Raw genomic sequence first — 25489 nt, 5'->3', positions numbered from 1 at the left:
GGGGCGTTCTGTTGGATCTTGATCGAATCCGTCGATCGGGAGCCGCAATCGTGTACAACCTCGTCCAGATCCGGGACGCCATCGCCGCCCACGAACCCCGCCCCATCCTCACCCGCGCCGACTTCGCCCGCGCGAGCGCCGAGCCCGCGCTCGCCCCGCTGATCGCCGGGATCCGCGCCGAGGCCGCCGCCACCGCGCCACTGCCGGAGCTCACCCGCGAGCTGTGGCGCCGCTACGCCGGGACCGGCGACCGGATGGCCTACGAACGCCGCTATTTCGCCCGTCGCGCCCGTTTGGCCGCCCGAACCGCCGACGCGCTCCTCGAACCCTCCAGCGAGGCCCTGGCGCGGCTGGACGAGGTCCTGTGGCAGATCGCCGGGGAGCACTCCTGGTGCCTGCCCGCCCACGAGCCGCACGCCGTCCTCTTCGGACGGACCGCCGACCTCGGGGTGGACCTCTTCGCCTGCGAGACCGCGCACACCCTCGCCGAAGCCGTCGGCCTGCTGGGTGATCTGCTGCCCGCCGACACGGTGTCCCATGTGGAGTCGGAGGTCCGGCGGCGGGTGCTGGCGCCCTGGCTGGACGACATCCGCCCGCAGCGCTGGGAGACCATGACCAACAACTGGTCGGCGGTCTGCGCCGGCGCGGCGGGCATGGCCGCGCTGTGGCTGGAGACCGACCCGCACCGGCTCGCCGGAGTCGTCGACCGCGTCCTGCGTGCGATGACCGTCTTCCGCACCGGCTTCGCCGGGGACGGCGGATGCGCCGAGGGCGTGTCCTACTGGGTCTACGGATACGGCTACTACGCCTACTTCGCCGAGGCCCTGCGCGAGCGCACCGGCCTCGACATCCTGCCGGGCACCGAGGCGATCGCGGCCTTCCCCGCCGCGGTGGACTTCGGCGGCGGGCGCTCGGTGAGCTTCTCCGACGGCGCCGAGGACGCCTGGATCCCCACCGGGCTGCTCACCCGGCTGCGCGACCGGCTGGGCACCCCGGTCCCCGAACTGGGCGCGGTCACCGCCTTCGCCACCGACCACTGCCACCGCTGGGCGCACCTGTCGCGGGACCTGGCCTGGACCGACCCGGCCGTCCTGGGCGTCCCCGCCGCCGACGGCACCGCCTACCTGCCGGACCTGGCCTGGCTGGTGCGCCGGTCCACCGTGGACGGCCGCCGCGCGGTCTTCGCGGCCAAGGGCGGCCACAACGACGAACCGCACAACCACAATGACCTCGGGCACTTCCTCATCGACCACGACGGCGAGCCGCTGCTGGCCGACCTGGGTGCGGGCCTCTACGACGCCGACTACTTCGGGCCGCGCCGCTACGAGTCGCTCTACCCGTCGGCGCACGGGCATTCCGTGCCGGTCGTCGGGGGAGTGGCCCAGGAGGCCGGGCGGGAGCGCGCGGCGCGGGTGCTGGAGCACGGGGAGCGCGACGGCGTCGTCCACTTCGCACTCGACCTGTCGGAGGTCTACGGCCACGGCGTGACCCGCCGCTTCGCCTGGGACGGCCGCGAGTTGTCCATCGTGGACGGCTTCGCCGCCGCTGGCCTCGACCTGGCCGAGCTCTTCGTGTCCCGGGTCGAGCCGCGGCTGTCGCCGGGATCGGTGGTGTGGCAGGGAAAGCGCGGCCGGGCCGTGCTGACCTATGACGCCGCGGCCTTCACCGCCGAGACCGAGCGCGTCGAGACCGTCGACCACCACCACCAGCGGCCGGACGTCGTCCACCGCGTGCGGCTGACCGGCCGCACCGCGCCCGAGCACCGGTTCCGCGTGGTGGTCGAGCCGGGCGGCGGCGAGGTCGGCCCAATGGGGGAGGCGGTATCCGCCACGGACGGGTGAGTCGTGCACTCGCCCGTGTCGTACGGGTTGACAACCTTGTCGCACGATCGGTAACAGTTTGAGTACCGGCCCGCGTTCACGGCATCGCCACTTGCGAGATCGTGAGCCCCGGCCGGGAGGCGGGTTCTCGGCGCGGTGGGGGCGTCGGGGGCCCGCCGTCATGCTTCGCGCGCCGGTGACCGCGCTCACATAGTCCCGCGATCCCTTGCCGGGCCGGGCTTCCCGGCCTAGCTTCTGTACGAAACCGTTTCGTACACCTCGGCCGAGGTCCTTCGCGAACCACCCACACTGAAGGATTCCCGATGAGCGATCCCTCCCCCATGGACAAGAACCCGCGCCGCTGGTGGGCCTTCGCGGTCATCGCCGGAGCGCAGCTGGTGCTGATGCTCGACGCCGTCGTCGTCAACATCGCCCTGCCGTCCGCGCAGGCCGAGCTCGGCCTCTCCGACGGAGACCGGCAGTGGGTCATCACCGCCTACACCCTCGCCTTCGGCGGCCTGCTGCTGCTCGGCGGGCGGCTCGGCGACCTCTTCGGCCGCAACCGCACCTTCGTGGTCGGCCTCATCGGCTTCGCCGCCGCCTCCGCCCTCGGCGGCGCGGCGACCACCCCGGGCGTGCTGCTGGCGGGCCGGGCCCTCCAGGGCGTGTTCGCCTCGATCCTGGCCCCGACGATCCTCTCGCTGATCGTGCTGACCTTCACCGAGGCCAGGGAGCGTGCGCGCGCCTTCGGCCTCTTCGGCATGGTCGGCGCGGCGGGCGGCTCGGTCGGCCTCGTGCTCGGCGGGATGCTCACCGAGTGGCTGAACTGGCGCTGGACGATGTACGTCAACATCCCCGTCGCGCTGGCAGCCGCCGTCGCCGGGGCCAGGCTGCTGCCCCCGGCCAAGGGCGAGAGCCGCGGGCTCGACCTGCCGGGCACCGTCCTGGGCACCCTCGGCATCGGCGCGCTGGTCTACGGCCTGTCGCGGGCCGAGAGCGACGGCTGGGACGCCCCGCTCGTCCTCGGCCTGCTGGCGGGCGCGGTAGCGTCGCTGGTGCTCTTCGCCGTCTGGCAGACGCGGGCGCGTCATCCGCTGGTGCCGCTGCGGATCTTCCGCGACCGCACCCGCGCCGGCGGCCTGCTGACGGTGTTCCTCATGCTGTGCGGCAACTTCGGGATGTTCCTGTTCAGCACCTACTACATGCAGGGCGTGCTGCACATGACGCCGCTGCGGACCGGGCTGGGCTACCTGCCGATGACCGGGCTGATGATCGCGGTGTCGATGGTGGCGATGCGCCGGCTGACGCACCTGCCGGCGGTCGCGCTGATCGTCCCCGGGCTGGCGCTGGTCGTGACGGGAATGCTGCTGCTGAGCCGCATCGACGCGCACGGCTCCTACGCCGCCGACGTGCTGGCGCCCGCGATCGTGCTGGGCGCGGGCATGGGCCTGGTGTTCGGGCGGGTCATGGCACTGTCCACATTGGGCGTGCGCCCGGCCGACACCGGCGCGGCGGCGGCCATGACCAACGTCGCCCAGCAGGTCGGCGGGTCGGTCGGCCCGGCGCTGCTGAACACGATCGCGCTGACGGTGACGGTGGCGTCCACCGACCCGCTGGAGATCGCCACGGCCGGGTTCCGCACCGGATTCCTGTGGTCGGCGGGCCTGGCGGGCACGGCGCTGCTGGCGGCGGTCCTGCTGATCCGCGCGCCCGGTCAGCCCCGGGCGGCCTCGGTCCCCGAGCGCCAACCCGAACCCGCCGCGGCCTGACACAACGGCATGACGATCGTCTCGATCAGCTCCTCGTAGAACTCATCGTCGGACAGCAGCGGCTCCATCCACCGCCGCCGCGCGCACATCGCGGGGATCACGTCGGGCAGCATCCGCACGCCGAGCACGGCAGGGGACACCTCGCCGCGCTCGGCGGCCCACTCCAGCGCCAGCCGCACCGAGTCCCGGAAAGGCCGCACGAGCTCGCGCTGGACCATCTCGCGCAGCTCGTCGTCGCGCTGCATGGCCGCCGAGATGCCCAGCACGAAGGCGTGGTCGGACTTCTTGCCGGTGACGTGGTCGTGCAGGACCATCATCAGGTCGGTCCGCAGGCTCCCGCTGGACTCGACGAGCGTGGTCGGGGGGTGCATCCGCCGCATGCACTCCAGGGTCAGCTCCGCCTTGCCCTTCCAGCGGCGGTAGATGGTGGCCTTGCTGGCGTGCGCGCGGGCGGCGACCTGGTCGATGCGCATCGCGTCGTAACCGATCTCGGTGACCAGCGCGTGCACCGCGTCCAGGATCGCCGTCTCGCGGTCGGTGTAGGTCATCGTCCAATCCTCGCGGTGGTGCCGAAGCCGCGCCGGTAGGACGACGGGCTGGTGCGCATCGCGCGCGTGAAATGGTGCCGGAAGGTGACCGGGCTGTCGAACCCGACCAGCGCCGACACCCGCGTGACCGGCAGGTCGCCGTCCTCCAGCAGCGGCAGGCTCGCCGCGACGCGCTGCGCGATGATCCACCGCATCGGCGACGTCCCCGTGCGCTTGGCGAAGTTGCGGATGAACGTGCGCGGCGCCATGTGCGCCCGGGCGGCCAGGTCGGCGACCGTCACCGGGCGGTCGAGATGGTCCAGCGCCCACGACATCGCCACGGCCACACCGTCATCGCCGGAATCGTCCACGACCGCCGACTCGATGAACTGGGCCTGCCCGCCCTCCCGGTGCGGGGCCAGGACCAGACGTCGCGCCACCGAGTTCGCCACCCGCGGGCCGTGGTCGGCGCGCACCAGATGCAGGCACAGGTCCAGCCCGGCGGCGCTGCCCGCGCTGGTGAGGACGTCGCCGTGATCGACGTAGAGGACATCGGGGTTGACGTGGACCGCCGGGAAGCGCTCGGCGAGGAGGGCGGCGTAGCGCCAGTGGGTGGTGGCCTCGCGGCCGTCCAGGACGCCGGCGGCGGCCAGGGCGAAGGCGCCGGAGCAGATGGAGACGATGCGGGCGCCTCTGTCGTGGGCTGTTCTCACCGCCTCGCTGATCGCTTCGCCGGGGCCGGTGCGAGGGGTGGGGACGGCCGGGACGATGAGGGTGTCGGCGGCGGCGAAGGCGTCCAGGCCGGCGTGGGCGGTCATGGAGAAGCCGCCGAGCATGCGCATGGGGGTGTCGGGGCGGTCGGCGCAGACGGTGAGGTCGTACCAGGGGATGTCGAGCTCGGGGCGGGGGAGGCCGAAGACCTCGACGACGGAGCCGAACTCGAAGGGGGCCATGCCTTCGGTGACGAGGACGGCGATGCGGTGGGGGTTGGGTGGGGGGAGGGGCGGCGGGAGGGGCATGGCGTGATCTTAGCGGTAGTGGGCGTTCGTGCCACTTTTCGTGATCGACTTCTTTCGGCAGGCTGGGGGCATGACTGGTTTTGAGAGCTCCGGCGCTAACACTGCCGCCAACGCTGCCGCCATCGCTCACTTCAGCCGTCGGCTTCAGTTCGAGACGGATGTTTCGGATGTGCACAGCGCGATTGAGGGCGGGCATCGGGTCACCGTGGTGGACACGCGGGGGCCCTCGTCCTGGGAGGCCGGGCGGCTTCCCGGGGCCGTGCATCTGCCTACGGGGAAGATTCGGCACCGGGCTCTGGGGGTGATTCCCACTGACCGGCCGGTGATCGTTTACTGCTGGGGGCCGGCTTGTAACGGGGCGACTAAGGCGGCGCTGGCTTTTGCGGAGTTGGGGTATGAGGTGAAGGAGATGATCGGGGGGTTCGAGTACTGGGTTCGGGAGGGGTTCGCTTATTACGACGAGGAGGGGCGGCGGCAGGAGGGGTTTGATCGGCTGGTGGCTCCGGCGGGGATGGCTGCTTGTACTTGCTGAGGGGCCCCGGCCCAGCCCCCAGCCCCCAGCCCCCAGCCCCCAGCCGTCGCAGTCTCGCTACCACACCCCCCGTTGCGCACCTCTCCCATCACCCTCACCCCGAGCCCGTCTCCTCGCACTTCTCGCCCCACCCCACGGATCGACCGTCCTCTATTCGCCACATCGGCGCTATTTGACGGTCACCCTCTGGTCAGGGCTTTCAGCCCTGGGACCCGACCAGGGGTGCGGCCCCTGGACGCCGGACCTCTCTCGGGAGGCTCCACCCACGCTCGGCCTTTGCGACGGTGAACGAGGAACCTCGGGGTGTCAAGCCAAAGAACGCGGCTTGACACCCCGAGAACCCTCGTTCGAAGAACCATCCGGCCGACCGAGGGAGGATCCTCTCCTATCCCGAGCGAGCTCCTGCGGATCTGGTCTCGGGGCGGTGTTGTCTTGCGTCCCCGGCTTGTCTTCGGCCCGGCTCTAAAACAACAGGCTCTCGTGCCCACCCGGCTTTTGACCCCGTAGCCAGCCAGTCACCTTGCCCGGGTCTAAAACAACGAGCTTCGTTTGGTGCCCGGGTTTTGACCCCGTTGCCTGCCAGTCACTGTGCCCGGCTTCAAGCCGCGTCGTGCTGCGCATCGCACCCGGCTCTGTCCTGCGTCTCGCCCTTGTCTTCGGGCGGGCTTCGTGCACGGGCTTGCGTGCCCGCCCGGGTCTTGCCTCCATAGCAGGCCGGTAGCTTCGCCCGGCTCAGTTCTGCCGCCCTCGGCTACGCATCGCACGCGGGTCTGCTCTGCGTTGTTCGCTTGTCCTCGGGCAGGCTTCGACCCGGTGCTGTGCCTGCCCGCCCGCCCGGCTTTGCCCTCGTCGCTCGCCGGTCACTTCGCCCCTGCCCTCGTCACCACCCTGCCGGTGCGAATGCCCTTCCCGACCGCCACAGGCGCCAGCCCAGCAGGGTGTACGGCACGGTCTTCGCGGGTGGTTCGTCTATTGGGCACCACATCAGGCCGCCGCATTTGTGGGGTTCGGCGTTCGTTGGTTCGCCGAAGCGTTCTTCGTACTCCGTGTGGAAGAACAGACCCATGCGTCCTGTTCCCTCTGGTGTCCAGTAGTGGAGCAGGTGGGGGTCGTCGAGGTCTTTCGGTCTGATCTTCAGGCCGATCTCTTCTGCGGCTTCGCGGCAGATGGCGGTGTCGACCGGTTCTCCCGCTTCGAGTTTGCCGGATGGGAAGTTCCATAGGCCGTCGGCGTAGCCGGTGTTCTCGCGGAGGGCGAGGAGCACTTCTTCGCCTCGGGTGAGGATCAGGAAGACGTCGACCGGGCTCGTGTAGACCATGTTCGCAGGTTAGGGGCGGGGTACGACATTTCTCCTCGGCACCGGGCAGTCGCCGCAGGCTCCTCCTCTTGGCAGGCGGATGAAGAGGCAGCAGGTGCGGCGTTGGTTCGGGGTGCGGAAGGTGTTCGCGAGGGGTGGGGTCGCCAGGAGTTCTTCGATCAGGTGGGTGGCGGGGGTGCGGAGGGTGGGTGGGAGTACGCGGGGGGTGTTGGCCAGGGCGGAGGCGATGTTGCCCCAGAGGAGGCTCGGGGCCAGCCGGTAGGCCGTGTGCAGGCTTTCGGTGAGGGGCGCGAAATGGGTGTCGAGGAGGGCCGTGCGGAGGTCTTTCGCGTGGCCGGTGGGCTTCGTCGGGACGCCCAGGCGCAGGCCGCCGGTGGGGGTGGTCCACACGGGCAGGTGGTCGGGGTCGATGAGGGGGGCGGTGCCCGTCAGGAGGGTGGCGGCCAGGACGGGGGAGATGAGCTTGGCGGCGAGGCCGAGGTGGGTGACGGAGGCTACTTCGCGTTCGTGGCCGCCTAGGGCGCGGTGGGCGTCGCTGATTTCAGGGCGGGGGTCGGTGTAGAAGGCCGTGGCGGGGCGGTGGTTCCGGGGTGGGTCTGGGTCGAGGGCGAAGAAGCCGCCGAGGGTCGCCGCCGCCGTCAGGCCGTCCGTCATCGCCCGCCTCCATGATCGTCGGCACCGGGTAGCCTCGGTGGGCGTGTGTGCGTGCGTCGCACATCACGGTGCGGAGGAGCCCCCGAGACGCCGACGGTACGGCAAGCTGGATGGGCGCGTCTGCGCGCCACCAGAAGGGACACATGGTCAGCGAGATCGCCCAGCTGCTCAGTTCGCCATGGATGTACGCCCTGGTGATGGTTTCGATCACCCTCGATGTGTTCCTCCCGGTGCTGCCGAGCGGCTCGCTGTTGATCGTCGCGGTCGTGTACTCGGTGCATAACGACGGTGGGACGCCGTTGGTGCTGCTGTTCCTGGGTGGGGCGGTGGCCTCTTCGCTCGGTGACAATGTCGCCTTCCGTCTGGTGCGGCGGGGGACGGGGCCGGTGGAGCGGCGGCTGGCGAAGATGCCGCGGGTTTCGCGGGTCAACGGGCGGCTGCGGAACGCGCTGAGAAGCCGCACGATCGGGACGATGATCTTCGCGAGGCTGGTGCCCACGGGGCGGACGGTGGCGATGGCGGTCGGTGCGACCGACCCGGAGCTGACCTTGAACCGGTACCGGCTGGGCTCGGCCGTTTCGGCGCTGGTGTGGGCGGCGTACACCGTCGGCCTGGGGTATTTGAACGCGATGCTGTTCGACACCGCGTGGGTCAGTGTCGTCACGGGGCTCGCGGCGGCCACCGCGATCGGGCTGGTGCTGGCCCGCAGCCGCCGCGCGTTGGCGCTGACCGGCTCCTAGACTCATTCGGTGCAGATCGACATCGACCGGCTCCGCGACCACCTGGACTCCACCGGCTACACCCCCGAGGGTGTGAGCGCGCGGGTCGGGACGGCCGCCGTGGCCGCGTCCGCGCGGGGGGACCATCGCGCGACGCTCGCCGCCACCGAGGGCCTCGACCCGCTGGACGCGCTGATCCGGCTGTTCACGGTGGGCGTCGCGGTGCCCGTGGCGTCGATCGACGCGGCCGTGCGGCCGCTGGTGGACGCCGAGGGGCGCGCGGCGGTGTCCCTGGAGTTCTACGAGGACTTCCGGGTGCTCTCCGACCTGCCCGCCGCGCCCGGACGCGACCTGGACGGCGAGCACGTCCTGGGCGTCGGCGGTGCCTCGGCGACGCTCGCGGCGAGCACGCTGCGGGAGCCGGTCGGCAGTGCGCTGGACGTCGGGACCGGCTGCGGGGTGCAGGCGCTGCGGCTGGCGGGGCACGCCGCGCGGGTGACGGCGACCGACCTGTCGCCGCGCGCGCTGGAGTACGCGGCGATGAACGCGCGCCTCAACGGGCAGGACTGGGAGCTGCTCGAAGGCGACATGCTGGCGCCGGTCGCGGGCCGCCGCTTCGACCTGGTGGTGTCCAACCCGCCGTTCGTGGTCGGCGCGGGGGAGTCGGCCTTCACCTACCGCGACTCCGGGCGCGCCGGTGACGGGGTGTGCGCCGAGCTGGCCGCGGCCGCGCCGAAGCTGCTGAACCCGGGCGGGACGATGCAGTTCCTGGCCAACTGGCTGCACGTGCGCGGGCAGGACTGGCGCGAGCGCGTGTCCGGCTGGTTCGCGGGCACCGGCTGCGACCTGTGGGTCGTGCAGCGCGAGGTGACCGACCCGCTGGATTACGTGCGCGTGTGGCAGCGCGACGCGTCCGTACACGACCCGGCGGCGCTGGCGGCGTGGCTGGACTGGTTCGAGGCCAATGAGGTCGAGGCCGTCGGCTTCGGCATGGTCACCGCGCGGCTGTCGGGACGCGAGGAGCCCGTCGTCGAGTGCGAGGACGTCCGGCACGCCGTGGACGGGCCCTGGTCGGCGCGCGTCGCCGAACGGCTCGGCCGCTTCGACTACCTCGCCGGTCTGGACGCCGCCGGGCTGCTGGACGCGCACCTGCGCCTCGCGCCCGGCGTCGAGCTGCGGCAGGAGGCCGAGCTGGGCGAGGAGGGCTGGGAGGTCGGGCGGCAGCTGCTCGCCCAGACCACCGGGATGCGCTACGCCGAGGAGATCGACCCGCTGCTGGTGTCGTTCCTCGGCGGCTGCACGGGGCACGCGCCGGTGCGGACGATCGTGCGGCTGCTGGCCTCGGCGCACGAGGCACCCGAGCCGTTGCTGGCGGCGTCGCTGTCGCCGGTGATCAGGCACTTCATCCAGCGGGGATTCCTACTACCCTCGGGCGCATGAAACGTCTCTTACGCGTCTTCGCGATCCTCCTCGTCACGGCGGCCGCGGTTCTTCCCGGCACACCCGCGTCCGCCTACGACGGGGCCTTCTTCCACACGCAGAGCTCCGGCAACCGGGGCGCCGACGTGCTGGCGATCCAGTACCTGCTCCAGGCGGCTGGTCAGTCCGCGCCCGCCGACGGGGTGTTCGGGTCGGGCACCGTCACCGCCGCCAAGGCCTTCCAGACCGCCAAGGGTCTGACCGCCGACGGCATCGTCGGTCCCGCGACCTGGGGCGCGCTCGTCCCGACGCTGCGCGAGGGGGCGTCCGGCGCGGCCGTGAAGGCCCTCCAGGTCCAGCTGAACGCCAAACGGCGGCTGTCACTGGCCGTCGACGGCGTCTTCGGCGGCGGCACCGCCGACGCCGTCCGCGCCTTCCAGTCGCACGCGGGGATCGGCGCCGACGGCATCGCCGGGCCCACGACCTGGAAGAACCTCGTCTGGCACTACGACTACCCCGACTGGTCGGCGAACCTGTGCGACCAGGACCCCGACGGCAACACCTCCGCCAACTGGGCCACCGCCGCCGCCGTCGGCCAGCTCGAAGCCGCCGCCCGCTCCTTCGCCGCCACCGGCCAGGGCAAGGTGCCCTACGGCGACTCCGGCTGGGAGCACGGCGGCTCCATCGGCGGTCACGCCTCCCACGCCGTCGGCCTCGACATCGACATCTGGCCCATCCGCACCGGCTCCGACCAGTGCACCGCCGGCCGCATCACCTGGCAGTCGGCCGCCTACGACCGCGCGGCCACCCGCCAGCTCGTCCAGGCGATCAGGTCGACGGCCTCCGGCCACGTCGCGCTGATCTTCTTCAACGACCCGACCCTCATCAACGAGGGCCTGACGACGCAGTACGCCAACCACGACAACCACCTGCACGTGCGCTACTGCGAGAAGGTGGAGCCGAGTGGCGGGTCCTACGACTGCTAGGTGAGGGCGCGCGGCGGCGGGCTTCGGGCCGTCGCGCGCCAATCCCGCCTGACCCGCCCCCATCGCGCTTAGGCTTACCCAAGCCGAGCCGCAGGGGGTGCCATGTCCGTCCCATCGGGACTCACCGCGACCGAGGTCGCCGAGCGCGTCGCCGACGGCCGGGTCAACGCCGCGCCGCCGAAGCAGACGGCGAGTCCGTGGCAGATCCTGGCCCGCAACCTCTTCACCTTCTTCAACGGGCTCATCGGCGTGCTGACCGTGGTCGCCCTCGTCTTCGGCGGCCCGAAGCAGGCGCTGTTCGGCCTGGTCATCGTGTTCAACTCGGCCATCGGGACGATCCAGGAGCTGCGCGCCAAGGCCGCCCTCGACAAGCTCGCCATCGTCGGGCAGGCGCCCAGCCGGGTGCGGCGCGATGGTGCCGACGCCGAGGTCGCCCCCGAGGAACTGGTCGCCGACGACCTCGTCCTGATCGGGCCGGGCGAGCAGATCCCGGTGGACGGCCGGGTCGCCACCGCCACGGGCCTGGAAGTCGACGAGTCGCTGCTCACCGGCGAGTCCGACCCGGTGGTCAAGAACCCGGGCGACGAGGTGCTCTCCGGCAGCTTCATCGCCGCCGGGTCCGGCTCGTTCACCGTGACGCGGGTGGGCGCCGACGCCTACGCCTCGCGGCTGCTGGCCGAGGCGAGCCGCTTCTCGCTGGCCGACTCGCAGCTCATGGGCGGCATCAACCGCTTCCTGAAGATCATCACGATCCTCATCGTGCCCACCGCCGCGCTGCTGATCTTCAGCCAGAGCCGCAGCGGGCAGAGCCTGCGCGACAGCATCGTCGGGACCGTCGCCGGGATCGTGCCGATGATCCCGGAGGGGCTCGTCCTGCTGACCAGCATCGCCTTCGTCGTCGGCGTGCTGCGCCTGGCGCGGCGGCAGTGCCTGGTGCAGGAGCTGCCCGCCATCGAGGGGCTGGCGCGGGTCGACGTCCTGTGCCTGGACAAGACGGGGACGCTCACCGAGCCCGGGATGGTCCTCAAGGAGGTCATCGGCATCGGCGACGGCGACCCGGAGGCGGTGCTCGCCGCGCTCGTCAAGGCCGATGACACGCCCAACCCGACCATGCAGGCCGTCGCGGCGGCCGTCCCGGCCGCACCCGCGTGGGCGGTGCGCGAGGTCGCGCCCTTCTCCTCGGCGCGCAAGTGGAGCGGCGCCGACTTCGGCGAGCACGGCGCCTACATCTTCGGCGCGCCGGACGTCGTGCTCACCGGTGAGTCGCTCGCTCGGGCGCAGGAGCTGGGCGCCGACGGTGAGCGCGTCCTGGCGCTGGTCGCCGTCCCGTCGCTGGCCGGTGGCCTGGAGGGGGCCCGGCCGCTGGCGCTGGTGGTCCTGGAGCAGCGGCTGCGCCAGAACGTGCACGAGACCCTCGGGTTCTTCGCCGAGCAGGGCGTCACCCTGAAGATCATCTCCGGGGACAACGCGGTGTCGGTCGGCGCGGTCGCGGCCGCCGCGGGCGTCCCGGACGCGCACAAGGTCATCGACGCCCGCGAGCTCCCCGACGACGTCGAGGCGCTGGCCGGGGCGCTGGAGACCTACACGGTCTTCGGGCGGGTCACGCCGCAGCAGAAGCGGTCCTTCGTGACCGCGCTGCACACGCGCGGGCACACCGTGGCGATGACGGGCGACGGCGTCAACGACGTCCTGGCGCTCAAGGAGGCCGACCTGGGCGTGGCGATGGGCTCGGGTTCGGCGGCGGCGCGGGGCGTGGCCAAGGTCGTGCTGCTGAACAACGACTTCTCCAGCCTGCCGCGCGTGGTCGCCGAGGGGCGGCGGGTGCTGGGCAACATCGAGCGGGTCTCGGACCTGTTCCTCACCAAGACGATCTACTCGATTGGGCTGGCGCTGGTGGTGGGGCTGACGGCGATCCCGTACCCGTTCGCGCCGATCCACGTGACCCTGATCGGCGCGCTGACGATCGGGATCCCGTCGTTCTTCCTGGCGCTGGCGCCGAACGGTGAGCGGTTCCGGCCGGGTTTCGTCTCGCGGGTGCTGCGGTTCGCGATCCCGGCGGGCGTGCTGGTCTCCGGCGCGACGCTGCTGGCCTACTGGTTGGCGCGCGACAACGGGGAGTCCTCGCTGCGGGAGGACAAGGCGACGGCGACGATCACGCTGTTCTGCGTGAGCCTGGCCGTGCTGGCCTTCACCGCGCGGCCGTTCACGTGGTGGCGCGGCGGGCTCGTGCTGGTGATGGGCGGGGCGTTCCTGCTGGTGCTGGCGGTGCCGTTCGCGCGCGACTTCTTCGAGCTGGGCTACGGCAACGCGTACAACACGAGCGTCGGACTGGGCATCGCCGCGGTCGCGATCGTGCTGCTGGGGCTGGTCACGTGGTTCGGCAAGAGGCGGGCGGCCGGGACCCGGCCGCCCGCCGCGAGCGCTACTTAGCCAGGGCCGCGGCGACGGCCTCGGTCAGCGTGGTGGTGGGGCGGCCGATGAGCTTCGCCAGGTCGCCGCCGTCGTACTGGAGCTCGCCGCGCGAGACGGCCGCGTCGGCGTCGGAGAGCAGGTTGGCGACGAACTCCGGCAGGCCCGCCCCGAGCAGCGCGGCCTGGTAACCGTCCTGGCCGAGGTCCTGGTAGGACACCGGGGTGCCGGTCTGCGCGGTGTACTCGGCGGCCAGCTCGGACAGGGTGAAGCCGTTGTCGCCGGCCAGCTCGTAGACCTCGGCGGGGTCCTCGGCGAGCAGGACGGCCACCGCCGCGGCGGCGTAGTCGGCGCGGGTGGCGCCGGAGATCTTGCCGTCCAGGGCCGCGCCGTAGACGGCTCCGCCGGCCAGGGACTGGGCGGCGTTCTGGGTGTAGTTCTCGAAGTACCAGCCGTTGCGCAGGAAGGTGTACCGCAGGCCGGAGGCGGCGATGTGCTCCTCGCTGGCCTTGTGGTCGGGGGCCAGGCCCACGGTGTTGGTGTCGGCGCGCAGGAGGCTGGTGTAGGCCAGGAACTCCACCCCGGCGGCCTTGGCGGCGTCGGCGACGGCGGCGTGCTGGCCGGGCCGGTCCACGTGGGTGCTGGAGGAGATGAGCAGGACCTTCGAGGCGCCCTCGAAGGCGGCGGCCAGGGTCTCCGGGCGCGTGTAGTCGGCCAGGCGGGTGGCGACGCCGAGGTCGGTGGCCTTCTCCGGGTTACGGACGGCGGCGACGATGTCCCCGGCGGGGACCCCGGCGTCCAGCAGGCCCTTGATGACGAGGCGGCCCAGGTGCCCGGTGGCGGCGGTGACGACGATCATGGATGACACTCCTCGTTAGTACTAGCGCTTTCGCGGTACGGCGAGAACGATAGTACTTTCTCAGAGTTAGTACAACCCGGGGGAGTATGATCGCGGTCATGAGCGGGACGGACGACAGCGGAGACACCGCCAAGTGGGTGGTCGACGTCTTCGACAAGAACTGCCCCTCGCGGCACACGCACGAGCTGGTGTCCGGGAAGTGGGGCTCACTGGCGCTGGTCGCGCTGCGCGAGGGGACCTACCGGTTCAACGCGCTGCGCCGCCGCGTGGACGGGGTCAGCGAGAAGATGCTGTCCCAGACCCTCCAGGGGCTGGAGCGCGACGGCATGGTCGTGCGCGAGGCGCAGAACACGATCCCGCCGCACGTGGAGTACAGCCTGACCCCGCTGGGACGCCGGGTCGCCGACCGCCAGTTCGCCATCATCGAGCTCCTCGAAGGCGAGTACGACGAGATCGTGGCCGCCCGCGAGCGCTACGACGCGAAATAGGAAGGGCCGGAGGCCATCGGCCTCCGGCCCCGCGTCCGGGCATGTGGATCAGTCGTCCGGCCAGCGCCGGTCGATGAGCCCGCCGATGATCCCGCCGATCGCCAGGTAGACGATGGCGGCCAGGCCGTAGTTCAGCAGTGCCTGGAGCCGGGCGTCGCCGAGGGTGAACATGTTCTTGAACCAGGCGGCCAGGAAGTCCGCCATGTGCTTGACCGTGTTCACGATGGTGTTGGTCTCGTTGGCCGCGAGGAGCACGAACACGATGTGCAGGGCGAGGATGAACGCGATGATGCCGAAGACCGTGGACACCACGCGGGCGGCCACCGAACCGCCGCGATAGCGGTAGCGATACAGCGCCATGATGAGCACCTTTCCGGGGGGTACGTCATCTGCTCATACCCACCCGGTCCACAGTTGACACCGCCCCGGCGGCTCCATACTCTGCGGTCACACCGTTACCTACCGGTAAGTAGGGAGTTGTCATGCGCTTGAGCCGCCTGCTGGCCGTCGCCTCGGCCTGCCTCGTCGCGTTAGTGCCCACGGCCGCACACGCCGCCGATCCCGTCGACTACGTCGCCCTCGGCGATTCCTTCACCGCCGGGCCGCTCATCCCCGGCCAGACCTGGGACGTCCCGGGCTGCCTGCGGTCCGACCGCAACTACCCGTCGCTGCTGGCGCGCGAGACCGGCGCCCGCCTCACCGACGTCTCCTGCTCCGGCGCCACGACCCACGGCTTCTGGTCGCCGCAGAGCACCTTCTGGGGCACCAACGCGCCCCAGCTCGACGCGATCGGCCCCGGCACCGATCTGGTCACCATCGGGATCAGCGGAAACGACGTCGGCTTCATGGACGTCCTGCTCACGTGCCTCTCCAAAGGCCTCGTCGACCCGTGGGGCGACCCTTGCCGCCGCCACTACGTCAAGGACGGGAAGGACGAGCTGCGCACCCGCATCGGGGACGTGGCCGAGGACGTGGCGGCCGCGCTGGACGCCGTCCACGAGCGCGCGCCCGGCGCGCGCGTGCTGCTGGTGGGCTACCCGGCGCTGCTCCCGGCGTCCGGCGGCTGCTGGTGGCGGGCCACCCTCGGCAAGGGCGACGTCCCGTACCTGGACGGCGTCAACCGCGCGCTGAACGACATGCTCGGCCGGGTCGCCGGTGAGCACGGCGCGGAGTTCGTCGACGTGTGGGAGCGCGGCCACGACATCTGCGCCCCCGGCGCCGAGCGCTGGGTCGAGGCCGTGATCCCGACCCGCCCGGCCGCGCCGGTGCACCCGAACGCCTCGGGTATGGCGGCCGTCGCCGAACGGATCGCCGAGGCCCTCTGAGCGAAGACCGCCGGGGCCGTCTAGGCGGCCCCGGCGCGCGCCCAGATGTCGTTGCACTCGGCGCACACCTCTTCGGGCACCAGGCCCAGGCGCATGCCCAGCGCGAAGATCTTGCAGCCCAGGCACAGCGCGAAGGCGGCCTCCAGGAACGCCGCCGCGGCCAGGCCGCCCAGGACGATGTAGGCGGCGGTGGTCGCGCCCACGATCACCAGCACCAGCGCGGCCAGCGACATCGCCGCGCCCATGGCCTGCGCGAAGCGCTTCGGCGGCCCGGGGACGGGCTTCGGCTCGCCCAGGCGCGGCGCGATGACGCGGGTGGCGAGCAGCCCGAGCGGGCTGAAGCGGGGCCCGGCGGCGACGCGGGCGAGGAAGCCGTAGGCGATGACGGCCGTCAGCCACGGGAGATCGGCCGCGATGGTCACCACCGAGAGCAGGACGACGCCGGCGGCCACCACCCGGGCGGCCACCTCGTTCACGGGGTTGGGAAAGGAGAACACGCGCACCTCCGCAGATCACACTGATCCTATCTGTTAACTAGGAAATGCTGCCAGTGGCGGTGCGATCTCGAATCTCGGCGGCCGTGGACGATCACCGATAGCCTCTTTTCCGTGACTTACCTCCCCGATCCCAAGCGATACGACACGATGTCCTACCGCCGGGCCGGACGCTCCGGCCTGCGCCTCCCGGCGGTCTCCCTGGGGCTGTGGCACAACTTCGGCCACGCGCGTCCCATCGAGACCCAGCGCGAGATCATCCTGCGCGCCTTCGACCTCGGCGTCACCCACATCGACCTGGCCAACAACTACGGGCCGCCGCCCGGCTCGGCCGAGGAGAACTTCGGCCGCGTCCTGGACGCCGGCCTGCGCCCGTACCGCGACGAGCTGGTCATCTCCACCAAGGCCGGGTACCTGATGTGGCCCGGGCCCTATGGCGAGTGGGGTTCGCGCAAGTACCTGGTGTCCAGCCTCGACCAGTCCCTCAAGCGCATGGGCCTGGACTACGTCGACGTCTTCTACCACCACCGGCCCGACCCCGACACGCCCCTTGAGGAGACCATGGGCGCGCTGGACGCCGTGGTCCGCGCGGGCAAGGCGCTCTACGTGGGCATCTCCAACTACACCGCCGAGCAGACCGTCGCCGCCGCGGCGATCCTGCGCGACCTGGGCACGCCGCTGCTGATCAACCAGCCCGCGTACTCGATGCTGAACCGCTGGACCGAGCGCGACCGGCTGCTGGACGCGCTGGCCGACGCCGGCGCCGGGTGCATCGCCTACAGCCCGCTCGCGCAGGGCCTGCTCACCGACCGCTACCTGAAGGGCGTCCCTGACGACTCGCGCGTCCGCACCAGCCACTTCCTGAACGAGTCGGCCCTGTCGGAGGCGACGATGGGCATGGTGCGCGGCCTCAACGACCTGGCGGCCCGGCGCGGCCAGAGCCTGGCGCAGATGGCCCTGGCGTGGGCCCTGCGCGACGAGCGCATGACCAGCGTCATCATCGGCGCCAGCAGCGTGGCGCAGCTGGAGGCCAATGTCGGCGCGGTGGCCAACATGGACTTCACCACCGAGGAGCTGAACGCGATCGACGCCCTCATCGTCGACGTCTGAGGCGAAAAGCCGCCCGTCCCGACTCCATGGCGAGGTCGGGGCGGGCGGCTCTTTTGGGGGGAAGGGTGAAGGCTCTAGCGGGCCGGACGGCGGGTGTCGAGCCGGTCGGCGATCCGGCGCAGCGTCCCGGCGGCACCGATGCGCACCCTGCCGGGGCGGCGGGGCTGGCGGGGCGGGACGACGGGCGCGTTCGGCAGGGCCGAGGTCACGTGGCGGCGGGTGGCGTCGACGGCGAGCACACCGAGCGGGTGCAGGTCCATTGAGTGTCAACTCCTCGATGGCGCGGGCCCGGTTGAGGCCCGGACGATCAGTTCGGTCGGCAGGAGCACACGGCGGTCGGCCGTCTCCCGCTTGTTTTCGAGCAGCAGCTCACCGGCGAGCGCGCCCTTGCTGACGGAGGGTTGCCGGACGGAGGTGAGCCCGGCTCGGGCGGCCTCGGGTACGTCGTCGAAACCCGTGACCGAGATGTCGGCGCCCGCGCGCAGGCCGCGAGCGGCCACCGCGTCGAGGGCACCGAGGGCGAGGACGTCGGAGCAGGCCAGGATCGCCGTGGGGCGTTCGGCCCGGTCCAGGACGTGGGCGGCCGCGGCGGCACCGGCGCCCCGGGAGTTCCCTGCGGCGTTGATCAGTGTGACCTCGGCCCAGGGGAAGACCTCGGCGACGCCGTGTGCGCGTTCGCGGTCGACGTAGTAGCGGATGGCGTCGGGGGAGTCCACGCGCAGCGGCCCGGCGGCGGTCGCCGGGGCCATGTCGGCGATCAGCACGGCCACGTCGCGGTGGCCGAGCGCGTGCAGGTGGCGGGCGGCGGCGGCCATCGCGGGCCGCTCGGCGATGCCGACCTGGATCTCGTCGCCGCGGTGGTCGTCGCGGATCTCGGTGGTCACCACGGGCAGCTGCCGGTCGCGCATCGCGGCCAGCGAGGCGTGCCACTCGGGGACGCAGTAGACGCAGAACCCGTCCACCACCGCGTCGGCGACCGCGCGTGCGCTGGCCTCTTCGTCGGTGTTGGACATGGGGATCAGCAGCATGCCGGTGTCGTGGCGTTCGACCGACTCGGCCAGGCCGCGCAGGAACTGCACCGCGTAGGGGTCGGAGAAGGCGTAGGACAGCCCGGTGGTGAACAGGACGCCGATGGCTCCGGCGCGGCCGCGGCGCAGCGAGCGCGCGGTCGGGTTGGGGCCGGCGTAGCCGAGGTCGCGGGCGGCGGACAGGATCCGGTCCCGCAGATCGGTGGACAGCTGATCGGGGCGGCTGTAGGCGTTGCTGACGGTGCTGCGCGAAACGCCGACGGCGTCGGCGACGGTCTGAAGCGTCGGTCGCATGTGGCCACCCCTTTCTGTATCGATCCAGTTCCTCTGTATCGATACAGTACGCGAGCGGCCCGTCCCGGCGCCACTCGATAGGCGGTTCCTTGCGTCACACGGGATCCCTTATGTCGCAAGGGATCCCGTGGCTTCGGCGGGTTATGGCCGGATTAGTCCAGCTGGACGGTGGTCATCTCCACGAAGGGCCGGTAGCCGAGCCGGGTGTTGACCGCGAGCATCGGCGCGTTCTTGCTGTCGTTGTTGGTGAAGGCCACCGTCGCGCCCGCCCCGGCGGCGCCGTGCAGGGCGAGGGCCTTGAGCAACGTGGCCAGCCCGCGTCCGCGGTGGCCGGGGTGGGTGCCGGTGAAGGCGGAGTTGACCCGCTCCCCGGCGCGGTGGATGTAGGTCATGGCGGCCACGTCCTCGCCGATGTAGGCGACCAGGCTCAGGCCGGTGTCCATGCGCGGGTCGGTCAGCAGGAAGTCGCGCCAGCCCTCGAACGGGATGGGCCCGACGGGATTGCCGGGGATGTCGCTCGTGGCGAGGGCGTCGGCGGTGTGCACCGCCCGCAGGTCGGCCACCTCCGACAGCGGGACGATCCGCACGTCCGCCGGGACGTCCGGGGCGGGCGGCAGTTCGGACAGCTCGCAGCGCGAGACGCGGGAGGTGCGCCCGGGCCGCCAGCCGCGCTTTTCGGCCCAGGCCAGGAACTCGGCGTTGCGCACGGCGGCCCGCATCGCGCCGCCGCCGTCCGCGCGGTGGTGGGCGACCAGGCGCTCCAGTAGGGCCGAGCCGATGCCCGCCCGCCGGGCGTCCGGCAGGACGCCGAGGCTGATGGAGCCCTCGCGCTGGGCCGACCAGGCCGGGTATCCGGTCGTGCCCACGCCCACCGCCTCGCCGTCGCGGAAGGCGATGAGGGCCCCGTACCCGCCGACGGTGGCGCGGCTGTGCGCCAGCGACCCGGTGTTGATCACCAGCGCGGGGAAGGCCTCCCGGAAGACGGCGACCATCTGCGGGTCGTAGTCCTCGGTGGCGGTGCGGATCTCGAAGTCGGTCATGGCTTCCCCTTCGGTCGATCGGCCGTCGGGAGCCTAAACCGCCGATGCTCCCGGGGGAAGTCCGGCAAGCGCTTGCCAAGCCGGTTAGGATCGCCGGATGCGCCTGCTCGTCTTCTCCAAGACCACCGGCTTCCGGCACGACTCGATCCCCGCCGGGATCGCCGCCGTGGCGCGGCTGGGGGACGAGCACGGCTTCGCCGTCGACGCCACCGAGGACGCCGCGGACTTCACCCGCGCCAATCTCGCGCGCTATGCCGCGGTGGTCTTCATGTCCAGCTCGGGCGTGGTCTTCGACGACGCCCAGCGCACCGCCTTCCGCGAGTACGTCGAGTCGGGCGGCGGGTTCGTGGGCGTGCACGCCGCGTCCACCACCGAGCGCGGGTGGGACTGGTTCGGCGAGCTCGTCGGCACGTGGTTCACCCGCCATCCCCACGTGCAGCCCGCGGTGATCGGCGTCGAGGACCGCGACCACCCGTCCACCGCCCATCTCGGTGGGACGTGGGAGCGCGTGGACGAGTGGTACGAGTTCGAGGCCAACCCGCGCGGGCGGGTGCGCGTCCTGCTCACCGTGGACGAGGGCGGCTACGAGGGCGCGGCCTTCGGCGCCGATCACCCGATCGCCTGGTGCCGCGAGGTCGGCGAGGGGCGCTCCTTCTACACCGCCCTCGGGCACACCGAGGAGTCCTTCGCCGAGCCGGCGTTCCTCGCCCACCTGCTCGGCGGCATTCGGTCGGTCACTTCACCCCGAGCTGGGTAGGCACCACCACGACGTCCACCAGCGCGCCCTTGCGCAGCAGGGTGATCTGGAGCCGGTTGCCGATGGCGGGCCCGAGCATGAGCCGCTGGAGCGTCTGCATCGAGGTCAGGTGCTCACCGGCGGCCGAGAGCAGGACGTCGCCGAGGTAGATCCCGGCGACCCCGGCCGGGCTCTCCGGGACGACCTCGACCACCCGCAGCCCGTGGCGCTGCCCGAGCCGCTCGGCGGTCTGCGGGGGCAGCGGCACCGGGACCCCGGCCACGCCCAGCCACGCGCGGCGCACGCGGCCGGTCGACATCAGCTCGCCGATGATGCGGCGGGTAGTGGCGTTGACCGGGACGGCCAGGCCCAGCCCGTATCCGGCGACGGCGGTGTTGACGCCGATGACGCGCCCGGCGGAGTCGGCCAGCGCGCCTCCGGAGTTGCCCGGGTTGAGGGCGGCGTCGGTCTGGATGACGTCGTCGATGAGCCGGACGTGCCGTCCGTCCCGCGCGGGGATGGAGCGCCCGAGGCCGGAGACGACCCCGGCGGTCACCGATCCGGCCAGGCCCATGGGGTTGCCGACGGCGATGACGAGCTGCCCGACGCGCAGGGTGTCGGCGTCGCCGAGTTCGGCGGTCGGGGCGGGCGAGCCGTGCGCGCGCAGGACCGCCAGGTCGGACAGGGTGTCGGCGCCGACCACGTCGAAGCGCGAGCTGGAGCCGTCGTAGAAGGTGGCGGTGCCGTGCTCGGCGCCGGTGACCACGTGTGCGCTGGTGAGGAGGAATCCGTCGTCGGTGAAGGCGAAGGCCGAGCCGGAGCCCTGGCCCCGGCGGCCGCGCACGGACAGCGCGGCCACGCTCGGCAGGATGCGGTCGGCGACGGTGGTGACGATGCTGCTGTAGGCGTCCATCGCTTCGGTCATGCCGAGACCAACACGCATAGACGAACTTCTATGCCTCCTGGCAGGAGGGGCACCAGAACAGGTTGCGGGCGGCCAGGTCGGCCTGCGCCACCGGCGTCCCGCAGACCAGGCACGGCATCGACGCCCGCCGGTACACGTAGACCTCGCCCCCGTGGTCGTCCACGCGCGGCGGGCGGCCCATCGCCTCCGGCGTGTGCTCCTCGCGGACGGTGTCGATGCGCGCCGCGCCCACCCCCGCGCGCATCAGCACGACCAGATCGGCCCACATCGCGTCCCACTCGTCCCGCGTCACGTTCCGGCCCTCGCGGTAGGGGTCCACGCCATGCCGGAACAACACCTCGGCGCGATAGATGTTCCCCACGCCCGCCACGACCTCCTGGTTCATCAGCAGGGCCGCGATCGAGGTCCGCGAACGCGAGATCCGCCGCCACGCCCGCTCCGGATCGGCGTCGGCCCGCAGCGGATCCGGGCCGAGCCGGTCCAGGACCGCCTCGCGCTCGGCCTCACCGATCAGCTCGCAGGCCGCCGGGCCCCGCAGGTCGGCGTGACCGTCCGAGGTGGACACCCGCAGCCGCACCTGCCCCACCGCCGCCCCGCCCGGCCCCTCGGCGAAGGCGACCTTGCCGTACAGGCCCAGGTGCACCCGCACCCACCCGGCGTCGCCGAAGCCCAGGAACAGGTGCTTCCCGAAGGCCTCCGCCGCCTCGAAGACCGAGCCGTCGAGCAGCTTCGCGCTCGCCGCGAACCTCCCTTGTGGACTCGTGACCGAGGTCACACGGCCACCGAAGCGGTCGGTGTAAGTCCCGGCCAGGCGATGGATGACGTGGCCCTCGGGCATGGCGCTCCAATGATCGGGCTATCGGACGGTGCCCGGCAAAACTACTCTTTCCCGGACGCGGCTCCGCCGCCGACGAAGCCCCCACATCGCCAGGAGGCCCATATGCCGCGCCCCTACCCGCGATTCCCCACCGTCCACGGCGACACCGTCGTCTTCGGCGCCGATGACGACCTCTGGCGGGTCCCACTGGCGGGCGGCCGCGCCGAGCGGCTCACCGTCGGCCGCGCCACCGGCCCGTCCGCCTTCTCCCCGGACGGCACCCGCCTCGCCTTCGTGTCCACCGCGCGCGGCACCGCCGAGATCCACCTCCACCACCCCGGCACCGGCGAGACCACCCAGCTCACCTGGCAGGGCGCGCCCGCGGTGACCTGGCTCGGCTGGACGCCCGATGGCACCGCCGTGCGCTACACCCTCCCCGCCGCCGTCGGCCTGGCCATGTGGGAGGTGCCCGCCGAGGGCGGAGCGCCACGCCCGGCCGGCACCGGCGGCACCGCCGCCGGGGAACGCTTCGTATGGCACGGCTGGTACGACCCCGCCTACTGGAAGCGCTACCGGGGCGGCGCCACCGGCAAGACCTGGTGGGACCCCCACGGCACCGGCGACCCCGCCCGCGTCCTCACCGGCCTGCCCGGCAACGTCGGCGCGCCCGTCGAGGCCTTCGGGCGGCTGTTCTTCGTCGCCGACCATGAAGGCACCGGCAACGTCTACAGCCTCGGCGCCGACGGCGGCCTGCGCCGCCACACCGACCACGACGACTTCTACGCGCGCGGCCTCTCCACCGACGGCTCCCGGCTGGTCTACCACGCCGGCGGCGAGCTCTACGCCATCGAGACCCCCGACGCCGACGGCCACCCCCGCCGCATCGACGTCGAGATCGCCCTCGGGCCGCGCCCGCCGCGCCTCGTCGACGCCGCCGCCCACGCCCGCGACGCCACCCTCTCCCCGGACGGCACGCGCGTCGCGGTCACCGTGCGCGGCGGGCTCTACGACCTCCCCGTCGCGCCCGGGCCCGTCCGGCGCCTCGGCGACCCCGCCACCCGCCACCACACCGTCCGCCACCTCGGCGACACCATCGCCGCGCTCGCCTGCGACGCCGGTCCCGAGGAGCGGCTGACCACCCTGGCCACCGAGTCGTGGACGGCCGTGGAGGCCGATCTCGGCTCCATCGTGGAGTACGCCGTCAGCCCCGACGGGCGGCGCGCGATCGTCGCCGACCAGCGCTACCGCCTCCACCTCGTCGGCCTTGAGGACGGCTCGGTGCGCGAGCTGGACCGGTCCCCGCACGGCGCCCTGCTGGACGCCGTCTGGCACCCCGGCGGCTCCTGGATCGCCTACCGGTACCCCGAAGAGGGCACCGAACCCGAGGGCGAGGCCCGCGCGAGCGTCCGGCTGCGCAATGTGGACACCGGCGAATGGAGCGCGGCCGCCGAACGGCTCGTGCACGACTCGCGGCCGAGCTTCGACCCCGACGGCCACTACCTGTACTTCGTCTCCGTCCGCGACTTCGCGCCCGTCTACGACGCCCTGCACCTCGACATGGCCTTCCTCAAGGGATCGCGGCCCTACGCGGTGGAGCTGCGGCCCGGCCTCGGCTCGCCCTTCGAGCCCGGCGAGCGCGAGGGCACCGGCGTCGAGCTGGACGGCATCACCGGGCGCGTGCACCGCTTCCCGGTGCCCGACGGGCGCTACAAGCGCGTCCTGGGCCTGCCGGGCGGGCGCGCGCTGCTGCTGTCCGGTGTCGCCCACGACCAGCTGGACCGCCGCCGCCCGGCCGGGACGGTCGCCGACACCCTGGAGCGCCTCGACTTCGCCACCGCCGCGCTCACCAAGATCGCCGACCGCGTCGCCGACGTCGAGGTCTCCCGCGACGGCTCGACGATGCTGTACCGCTCCGGCGACCGCCGCCGCGTCCTGCCGTCCGGCGCCTCCGGCGAAGGCGAGGCCGGGTACCTGGACCTGGGCCGCATCACCGCGCGCGTCCGCGACGCCGACGAGTGGCCGCAGATGTTCCGCGAGGCCTGGCGCGCCCAGCGCGAGCACTTCTGGACCGCCGACATGTCCGGCATCGACTGGGACGGCGTGTGGGAGCGGTACGCGCCTCTGCTGGAGCGCCTGCGCAGCCGCCGCGAACTGCACGACCTGATCATGGAGATGCACGGCGAGCTGGCCACCTCGCACGGCTACGCCGAGTTCGCCCCGCCCCTCGACGGCCTGCGCGAGGCGCCCGCCCACCTCGGCGTCGACTGGGCCGCCGACTGGAGCGTCGAGCGCGTCCTGCCCGGCGACCCGTGGAACCCCGAGCGCGGCTCGCCGCTGCGCGCGGCCGGGATCGTCCCCGGCGACAAGATCACCATGGTCAACGGGCGTCCCGTGTCCACCGGCGGCCCGCCCGAGCTGCTCGTCGGGCAGGCCGGGAAGCCCGTCGAGCTGACCATCGCCGGACGCGGGCCCGTCACCGTCGTCCCCCTCGCCGACGAGACCGGGCTGCGCTACCGCGAGTGGGTGGAGGCCAACCGCCGCCGCGTCCACGAGGAGACCGGCGGGCGCGTCGGGTACGTCCACCTGCCGAACATGATGCCGGAGGGCTACGCCACCTTCATGCGCCACTACCTGTCGGAGTACTGGCGCGAGGCGCTGATCGTGGACGCCCGCTTCAACGGCGGCGGCCACCTGTCGCCGCTGGTGCTGGAGAAACTCGCCCGCCGCCGCATCGGGCAGGTCCAGTTCCGCGAGGGACGCACCCAGCCCTACCCGCTGGAGTCACCCCGCGGACCCCTGGTCGCCCTGGTCAACGAGTTCTGCGGCTCCGACGGCGACATCTTCGCCCAGGCCTTCCGCCTCTTCGGGCTCGGGACCCTCATCGGCACCCGCACCTGGGGCGGCGTGGTCGGCAGCACCCACCGGCAGGTCCTCGCCGACGGCTCCGCGACCACCCAGCCCGCCATGGCCCTGTCCTTCGACACCGTCGGCTGGGGCGTGGAAGGGCACGGTGTCGACCCCGACCTGGAGGTCGTGCTCACCCCCGCCGACCGCGCCGCCGGGCGCGACCCCCAGCTCGCGGCGGGCATCGAGCGCGCCCTGGCGGACCTGGCCGAACGCCCGGCCTACGAGCACGACGTGCGGCCCAAGCCGGTACGGCGGCAGCCACCGCTGCCGCCGAGGGCGGTTGGGTGAGGGTGC

The 25489-nt window shown here is 72.4% G+C and carries 24 protein-coding genes; 12 read left to right on the top strand and 12 right to left on the bottom strand.

The features are described 5' to 3' along the window. The first annotated feature begins 50 nt into the window (after nucleotides 1-50). Together QSK10_RS05060 and QSK10_RS05055 are read left to right on the top strand one after the other, a co-directional pair. Nucleotides 51-1841, top strand: coding sequence for a heparinase II/III domain-containing protein (locus QSK10_RS05060; protein ID WP_285661401.1), 1791 nt, complete (start codon nucleotides 51-53; stop codon nucleotides 1839-1841). 302 nt (nucleotides 1842-2143) lie between these two features. After that, complete coding sequence (locus QSK10_RS05055; protein ID WP_285661400.1) at nucleotides 2144-3589, top strand: MFS transporter; 1446 nt, start codon at nucleotides 2144-2146, stop codon at nucleotides 3587-3589. Here QSK10_RS05055 and QSK10_RS05050 read toward each other — a convergent pair. Then, nucleotides 3535-4137 carry a TetR/AcrR family transcriptional regulator gene (locus QSK10_RS05050; protein WP_285661398.1) on the bottom strand — a complete coding sequence of 201 codons (603 nt, stop codon included), beginning with the start codon at nucleotides 4135-4137 and terminating at the stop codon, nucleotides 3535-3537. The two genes, QSK10_RS05055 and QSK10_RS05050, sit on opposite strands and share 55 nt — an antisense overlap. Next, on the bottom strand, nucleotides 4134-5135 hold the full coding sequence (locus QSK10_RS05045) for a helix-turn-helix domain-containing protein (protein WP_285661397.1): 1002 nt from the start codon (nucleotides 5133-5135) through the stop codon (nucleotides 4134-4136). The genes QSK10_RS05050 and QSK10_RS05045 overlap by 4 nt, the downstream gene beginning before the upstream one ends. Nucleotides 5136-5205: 70 nt before the next feature. On the opposite strand from QSK10_RS05045, the gene QSK10_RS05040 reads away from it, so the two are divergent. Next, on the top strand, nucleotides 5206-5667 hold the full coding sequence (locus QSK10_RS05040) for a rhodanese-like domain-containing protein (protein WP_285661396.1): 462 nt from the start codon (nucleotides 5206-5208) through the stop codon (nucleotides 5665-5667). Between the two features lie 880 nt (nucleotides 5668-6547). Here QSK10_RS05040 and QSK10_RS05035 read toward each other — a convergent pair. Together QSK10_RS05035 and QSK10_RS05030 are read right to left on the bottom strand one after the other, a co-directional pair. Then, on the bottom strand, nucleotides 6548-6985 hold the full coding sequence (locus QSK10_RS05035; RefSeq protein ID WP_285661395.1) for an NUDIX hydrolase: 438 nt from the start codon (nucleotides 6983-6985) through the stop codon (nucleotides 6548-6550). A gap of 9 nt (nucleotides 6986-6994) precedes the next feature. Then, complete coding sequence (locus QSK10_RS05030; RefSeq protein ID WP_285661394.1) at nucleotides 6995-7639, bottom strand: IucA/IucC family C-terminal-domain containing protein; 645 nt, start codon at nucleotides 7637-7639, stop codon at nucleotides 6995-6997. A 143-nt stretch (nucleotides 7640-7782) separates the two neighbouring features. Between QSK10_RS05030 and QSK10_RS05025 the strand changes: the two genes are divergently transcribed. The 4 genes from QSK10_RS05025 (at nucleotide 7783) to QSK10_RS05010 (ending at nucleotide 13193) form a co-directional block, all read left to right on the top strand. Further along, nucleotides 7783-8379, top strand: a complete 597-nt coding sequence (locus QSK10_RS05025) for a DedA family protein (protein ID WP_285661393.1) — start codon at nucleotides 7783-7785, stop codon at nucleotides 8377-8379. A 9-nt stretch (nucleotides 8380-8388) separates the two neighbouring features. Further along, nucleotides 8389-9798: a N5-glutamine methyltransferase family protein gene (locus tag QSK10_RS05020; RefSeq protein ID WP_285661392.1), complete on the top strand. Its 1410-nt coding sequence runs from the start codon at nucleotides 8389-8391 to the stop codon at nucleotides 9796-9798. Then, a complete protein-coding gene (locus QSK10_RS05015; RefSeq protein ID WP_285661391.1) occupies nucleotides 9795-10763 on the top strand; it encodes a penicillin-insensitive murein endopeptidase in 969 nt (322 codons plus the stop codon). The genes QSK10_RS05020 and QSK10_RS05015 overlap by 4 nt, the downstream gene beginning before the upstream one ends. A gap of 102 nt (nucleotides 10764-10865) precedes the next feature. Further along, nucleotides 10866-13193: an HAD-IC family P-type ATPase gene (locus QSK10_RS05010; RefSeq protein ID WP_285661390.1), complete on the top strand. Its 2328-nt coding sequence runs from the start codon at nucleotides 10866-10868 to the stop codon at nucleotides 13191-13193. Here QSK10_RS05010 and QSK10_RS05005 read toward each other — a convergent pair. Next, nucleotides 13186-14031: an NAD(P)H-binding protein gene (locus QSK10_RS05005; RefSeq protein ID WP_285661389.1), complete on the bottom strand. Its 846-nt coding sequence runs from the start codon at nucleotides 14029-14031 to the stop codon at nucleotides 13186-13188. The two genes, QSK10_RS05010 and QSK10_RS05005, sit on opposite strands and share 8 nt — an antisense overlap. A 98-nt stretch (nucleotides 14032-14129) precedes the next feature. On the opposite strand from QSK10_RS05005, the gene QSK10_RS05000 reads away from it, so the two are divergent. After that, a complete protein-coding gene (locus QSK10_RS05000; protein WP_285661388.1) occupies nucleotides 14130-14519 on the top strand; it encodes a winged helix-turn-helix transcriptional regulator in 390 nt (129 codons plus the stop codon). A gap of 48 nt (nucleotides 14520-14567) precedes the next feature. Here the strand turns inward: QSK10_RS05000 and QSK10_RS04995 are convergent, their stop codons facing one another. Then, a complete protein-coding gene (locus QSK10_RS04995) occupies nucleotides 14568-14879 on the bottom strand; it encodes a hypothetical protein (RefSeq protein WP_285661387.1) in 312 nt (103 codons plus the stop codon). A 122-nt stretch (nucleotides 14880-15001) separates the two neighbouring features. On the opposite strand from QSK10_RS04995, the gene QSK10_RS04990 reads away from it, so the two are divergent. Next, nucleotides 15002-15844 (top strand): SGNH/GDSL hydrolase family protein, encoded by an 843-nt coding sequence (locus tag QSK10_RS04990; RefSeq protein ID WP_285661385.1) that lies wholly within the window; start codon nucleotides 15002-15004, stop codon nucleotides 15842-15844. Between the two features lie 20 nt (nucleotides 15845-15864). Here the strand turns inward: QSK10_RS04990 and QSK10_RS04985 are convergent, their stop codons facing one another. Next, nucleotides 15865-16341 carry a DUF4395 domain-containing protein gene (locus QSK10_RS04985; protein WP_285661384.1) on the bottom strand — a complete coding sequence of 159 codons (477 nt, stop codon included), beginning with the start codon at nucleotides 16339-16341 and terminating at the stop codon, nucleotides 15865-15867. A 111-nt stretch (nucleotides 16342-16452) separates the two neighbouring features. Between QSK10_RS04985 and mgrA the strand changes: the two genes are divergently transcribed. Then, a complete protein-coding gene (mgrA, locus tag QSK10_RS04980) occupies nucleotides 16453-17448 on the top strand; it encodes an L-glyceraldehyde 3-phosphate reductase (protein WP_285661383.1) in 996 nt (331 codons plus the stop codon). Nucleotides 17449-17522: 74 nt separating this feature from the next. On the opposite strand, the gene QSK10_RS04975 is transcribed toward mgrA, so the two are convergent. The 3 genes from QSK10_RS04975 to QSK10_RS04965 form a co-directional block, all read right to left on the bottom strand. Next, a complete protein-coding gene (locus QSK10_RS04975; protein WP_285661382.1) occupies nucleotides 17523-17708 on the bottom strand; it encodes a hypothetical protein in 186 nt (61 codons plus the stop codon). A gap of 6 nt (nucleotides 17709-17714) precedes the next feature. Next, complete coding sequence (locus tag QSK10_RS04970) at nucleotides 17715-18770, bottom strand: LacI family DNA-binding transcriptional regulator (protein WP_285661381.1); 1056 nt, start codon at nucleotides 18768-18770, stop codon at nucleotides 17715-17717. Nucleotides 18771-18922: 152 nt separating this feature from the next. After that, nucleotides 18923-19810: a GNAT family N-acetyltransferase gene (locus QSK10_RS04965; RefSeq protein WP_285661380.1), complete on the bottom strand. Its 888-nt coding sequence runs from the start codon at nucleotides 19808-19810 to the stop codon at nucleotides 18923-18925. 97 nt (nucleotides 19811-19907) lie between these two features. Here QSK10_RS04965 and QSK10_RS04960 point away from each other — a divergent pair, with 97 nt between their 5' ends. Next, nucleotides 19908-20567, top strand: a complete 660-nt coding sequence (locus QSK10_RS04960) for a ThuA domain-containing protein (protein ID WP_285661379.1) — start codon at nucleotides 19908-19910, stop codon at nucleotides 20565-20567. Here QSK10_RS04960 and QSK10_RS04955 read toward each other — a convergent pair. Both QSK10_RS04955 and QSK10_RS04950 read right to left on the bottom strand, forming a co-directional pair. Next, nucleotides 20545-21471: a S1C family serine protease gene (locus QSK10_RS04955; protein ID WP_285661378.1), complete on the bottom strand. Its 927-nt coding sequence runs from the start codon at nucleotides 21469-21471 to the stop codon at nucleotides 20545-20547. The genes QSK10_RS04960 and QSK10_RS04955 overlap by 23 nt on opposite strands. 28 nt (nucleotides 21472-21499) lie before the next feature. Continuing rightward, nucleotides 21500-22309 (bottom strand): Fpg/Nei family DNA glycosylase, encoded by an 810-nt coding sequence (locus QSK10_RS04950; protein WP_285661377.1) that lies wholly within the window; start codon nucleotides 22307-22309, stop codon nucleotides 21500-21502. Between the two features lie 102 nt (nucleotides 22310-22411). On the opposite strand from QSK10_RS04950, the gene QSK10_RS04945 reads away from it, so the two are divergent. Then, the gene (locus tag QSK10_RS04945) at nucleotides 22412-25483 is read left to right on the top strand and encodes a S41 family peptidase (RefSeq protein ID WP_285661376.1); all 3072 of its coding nucleotides are present in this window, start codon (nucleotides 22412-22414) and stop codon (nucleotides 25481-25483) included. The last annotated feature ends 6 nt before the right edge of the window (nucleotides 25484-25489 follow it).

This window comes from Actinorhabdospora filicis (assembly GCF_030269765.1).
In the GTDB taxonomy this organism is placed as follows: Bacteria; Actinomycetota; Actinomycetes; order Mycobacteriales; family Micromonosporaceae; genus Actinorhabdospora; species Actinorhabdospora filicis.
The sequence above is the reverse complement of the archived record's forward strand: the minus strand, read 5'-3'. Positions and strand labels throughout refer to the sequence as shown.